This window comes from Sphingomonas sp. (genome assembly GCF_964263785.1).
GTDB lineage: Bacteria > Pseudomonadota > Alphaproteobacteria > Sphingomonadales > Sphingomonadaceae > Sphingomonas.
The window spans coordinates 1-3,389 of the sequence record NZ_CAXVWL010000085.1; the positions used below are offsets into that span (position 1 = coordinate 1).

The 3,389-nt window shown below is 67.0% G+C and carries 3 protein-coding genes and 1 pseudogene; all 4 read right to left on the reverse strand.

Annotated features, from left to right (window positions below; genetic code table 11):
* A pseudogene (locus tag ACE5C1_RS11620) lies at positions 1 to 277 on the reverse strand (type VI secretion protein); the annotation flags it as partial.
* Positions 264 to 668 (reverse strand): TrbI F-type domain-containing protein, encoded by a 405-nt coding sequence (locus ACE5C1_RS11625; protein ID WP_374944240.1) that lies wholly within the window; start codon positions 666 to 668, stop codon positions 264 to 266. The pseudogene ACE5C1_RS11620 and the gene ACE5C1_RS11625, both read right to left, overlap by 14 nt.
* Complete coding sequence (locus ACE5C1_RS11630) at positions 665 to 1,024, reverse strand: hypothetical protein (protein ID WP_374944241.1); 360 nt, start codon at positions 1,022 to 1,024, stop codon at positions 665 to 667. The genes ACE5C1_RS11625 and ACE5C1_RS11630 overlap by 4 nt, the downstream gene beginning before the upstream one ends.
* Positions 1,011 to 3,389: type IV secretion system protein TraC (gene traC / locus ACE5C1_RS11635; RefSeq protein WP_374944242.1), on the reverse strand; the 2,379-nt coding region annotated here is incomplete at its 5' end. The genes ACE5C1_RS11630 and traC, both read right to left, overlap by 14 nt.

The window sequence follows — 3,389 nt, forward strand, 5'->3', positions numbered from 1 at the left end:
GCTGCGGGCGAGCGCCGAAATGACGGGCGAGCAAGGGCCCAGGCGGCGGCTCGAAGAAAATGAAGTCGCCGCGGACCGGCACCCGCTGCCGATCGATCATGAACGCCCAGTTCGGCAGGCTGGTCGTGGCGTTGACCAGCAGCGCGTGGTCGTCGCTCCAGCGAGCAAGCTCACCGAGGCTTACCAGGCCGATGCCGACGGCGGCATAAACCAGATAACGCCTGCGCCGGGCCGTGCTCCAGAAGGCGGTCGGGGACTGCGTCTCAGCGAGGGTCATGACCGCCCTCCAGCGCGCGCTTGACCTCCGCACGGACTTGGCTTGTGCGATCGGGCACGCTCTTACCGAGTGTCGCCTCGGTGACGAGGACGGTGGTGCCGTCGGCACCCAGCGCACTGACCGACCGGTTGATGGCGGCGAGATAGGCAGCGGTGCGGCTCGCGGTCTGCTCGGGCGTGCCGCCGTTGCGGCTTTCGGCAGCGACGAAGTCGCCGACTAGCGTCGACAGGCTGACCGAAACGATCTGCCGCTTCGAGATGTCGAGCAGCAGGCGCGTCGCCCAGGCCGCCCAGAGCAGGCCCGCAAGCACCAGGATCGTCGCTACGACATGGGCGATCGGCCAGCCCGCGATCGTGCGCCGCACCGGCGCCGGGGTGATGGCATCGCTCATTGCTCGTCCTTTCGGGAAAGCTCGCGCCGCATGCGGGCAGCGAAGGCAGGCAGCCGCGCGACGACGAACAGCAGCGCCAGCGCGCCGGTCAGGCCGACAAGCTGGAGGTCGAACTCGGCGCGGCGTGCAGCGTCGGCGGCGAGATAATGGCTCGCGAGATTGTCGAGGTGCGCGAACAGGATCGGCAGGCGGGCATCGGCGGCGAGAATCACCACGGCCAGGATCGTGCCGAGCGTGACGAGCAGCGTCCCGCCGAGCCATAGCGTGGTGCTCAGGGCCAGGTGGCACGCGTCGGCGAGAAAACGCCGCAGCCGCACCCTACGGCCGCCAAGTGGCCGAGGATCAGGCGCGCGCATGCTGCGCCTCCTTCGTCTTCGGGGCCTGAGCCGCATCCGGAAACGCCACGGCTTCGAGCGCCTGTTCGATCGTGTCGCCCGCGGCCATGCGGCGCTCGATGGCGGCATAGGTGTCCGGGGAGGACGAGAAGAGCGTCGCCGAATAAGGATCGAGCACCAGCCGGCCGAGCGCCTGAACCTCGGGGCCTCGGATGAAGACTTCCGAATATTCCGAGCCACTGCGCTTCAGCGAGCGGATCAGGCTCTCGGTACGATCGTCCATGTCGAGCCGCTCGGACTTTCGGAAGTCGGCGATCGTCTCTGGTTTCTGCTGGAGAACCAGCATCCAGTCACTGTTCTCAAGCGCCGCGGTCGCGCCGCCCGATTTGTAGAAATCGTTCAGCGACTGCGTCGCCGTCGCGAGCGCGCCGCCATATTTGCGCGCGGTGCGGGCATAGGTCTCGACGAACTCGGACATCGAGCCGCCCTTGAGCATGCTCCATGCCTCATCGATCAGCAGCAGCTTCTTCACCGACCGCGGGGTGCGCGTCATGGCCTGGCTGGTCATGAACATGATCGCGGTCAGCACGACCGAACGCAGCTCCTCGCGCGTCGCCAGGTCCGACATCTCGAACACGGTAAAGTCCGCCTCGAGCTTCAGCGTCGCTTGGCCGTTGAAGAAGCCGCCATAGGTGCCGCCTGTCAGGAACGGTCCCATGGCGATCGCAAGATTGGCGGCATCGGGATTGCCGGTGTCGGTCAGCGCTTGCGCGACGCCATCGATCGACCCGGCATGGCCGTCGGCCTCCCACACCCGGTTGACCGCCTGGTCGATCAGGCCGCGCTCGGTGTCGGTCAGCCGGTCGATGAACCGCGCCATTTGCCCGACGATGCTCTTGAGCATTGCCATGCAGTCGAGCCGGTAGTCCTCGTCCTCCGCGACCCTGTCGGCGTCGATCATCGAAAAAGGGTTGAGGCAGAAGCCCGATGCCAGTGTGAACTCGATAAACGCGCCGCCCTGAAGCCGGCACGAGTTCATGAAGCTGCGCCCGTCGTCGATCACGACGACCTTGGCGCCAGCGCCGCACAAGGCCGCGCACATCTCCTGGAGCAGTACCGACTTGCCCGACCCCGACTTGCCGAGGATCGCGACATTGTGGTTGCCGGCGCCGTTCTCGAACGGCGACCAGAAGAAGGGCTGGCCCCGCCGACCGACGAACAGTAGATGTGGTAAGTTGCCGCCGAGATACTCGCCTTGCACCGGCGCGATGTTGGCGGCCGTCGTCGACAGCATCGTGCGCATGCGCTTGCAGCGCTCCATGTCGGTGCCGAGCCCATCGCCCAACGTCATGGGCATGGCGGCGAGCAGCCCCTGAATCTGCAGGTAGCGCTCATCGGCGAGATCCCACCCTGCCGCTTTGTAGAGCGACTTGATCGTGCGCTCGTTGCGATCGCCCTGTCCTTCCGGCGAGAAGGCCGTGACGCCATAGAAGGCACGGACCAGCCGGCGGCCTTCCTGCATCTGGGCTTGTACCTCGCGCCATTCGGCGGCCTGCTCTCGCAGCTTGGGCAAATAGCGCGCCGAGCGGCCTTCGCTGAGCGAGGTCGTGCGCAGGAACTTCATGCCCGCGCGCGCCGAGGCGGCCTCCTGGTCGGGATAGATCAGGCACAGCATCGTTGCTGCCGGACAGGGCATGCGCAGCTTGTCGGTAAACAGGTCCCCGATCAGCCGGGCGCACTCCCACGGCGCCCACCGCGTTGGCATGTTGCGCACGCCGAAATGGCGAACGTCGAAGCGGTCGGGATAGATCTCGCCGATCTCTGGCGCGCCCTCGTCCGTCGCACCGGTCGGGCGGAAGCGCTCGGTGCGCAGGCACAGCCGGCTTTCCTCGACGACCAGCTCGATGTCGCGGCGGATCGCCTGGTCCGCGATCGGGTCGAGCGGATTGTAGTCGATGGCGTCGTCCTGCGGCGCCGTGGTCGGCGAGGTCAGATCGTCGAGAAAGGCGATCAGCTGGACGGGATCGACATTGGCCACCGGCACATCGAGCGAGCGCAGCACGCCGGTCAGGCTCTCGCGGACTGCGATGAGCTCTTCCTTGCTCGTGGCGTTACCCGCCGGAACACCGACCGAGATCAGGATCTGGTGATGGCGGGCGTGGAACGGCGCGCTTGCCGAACCACTCGTCCAGACGAGGTCGTACAGGCATGCCGCACGGCGTCGCGCAATCGCCTCGTACACGCCGCCTCGAGCGTAGCGCGGCAGGAACCACGGCGCGATGTTGCGGCCGATGCGTGGGGACGCCCAATGAACGATCTGGACGCAGGCACCCGCCGGCAGGCCCTCGGAGAAGAACTGGCCAAGCAGGTCGCCGGTCCGCTCATC

Coding starts and splice junctions, on each gene's coding strand:
- ACE5C1_RS11630 (WP_374944241.1), bottom strand. CDS start 1,024: ATGCGCGCGCCTGATCCTCGGCCACTTGGCGGCCGTAGGGTGCGGCTG.
- ACE5C1_RS11625 (WP_374944240.1), bottom strand. CDS start 668: ATGAGCGATGCCATCACCCCGGCGCCGGTGCGGCGCACGATCGCGGGC.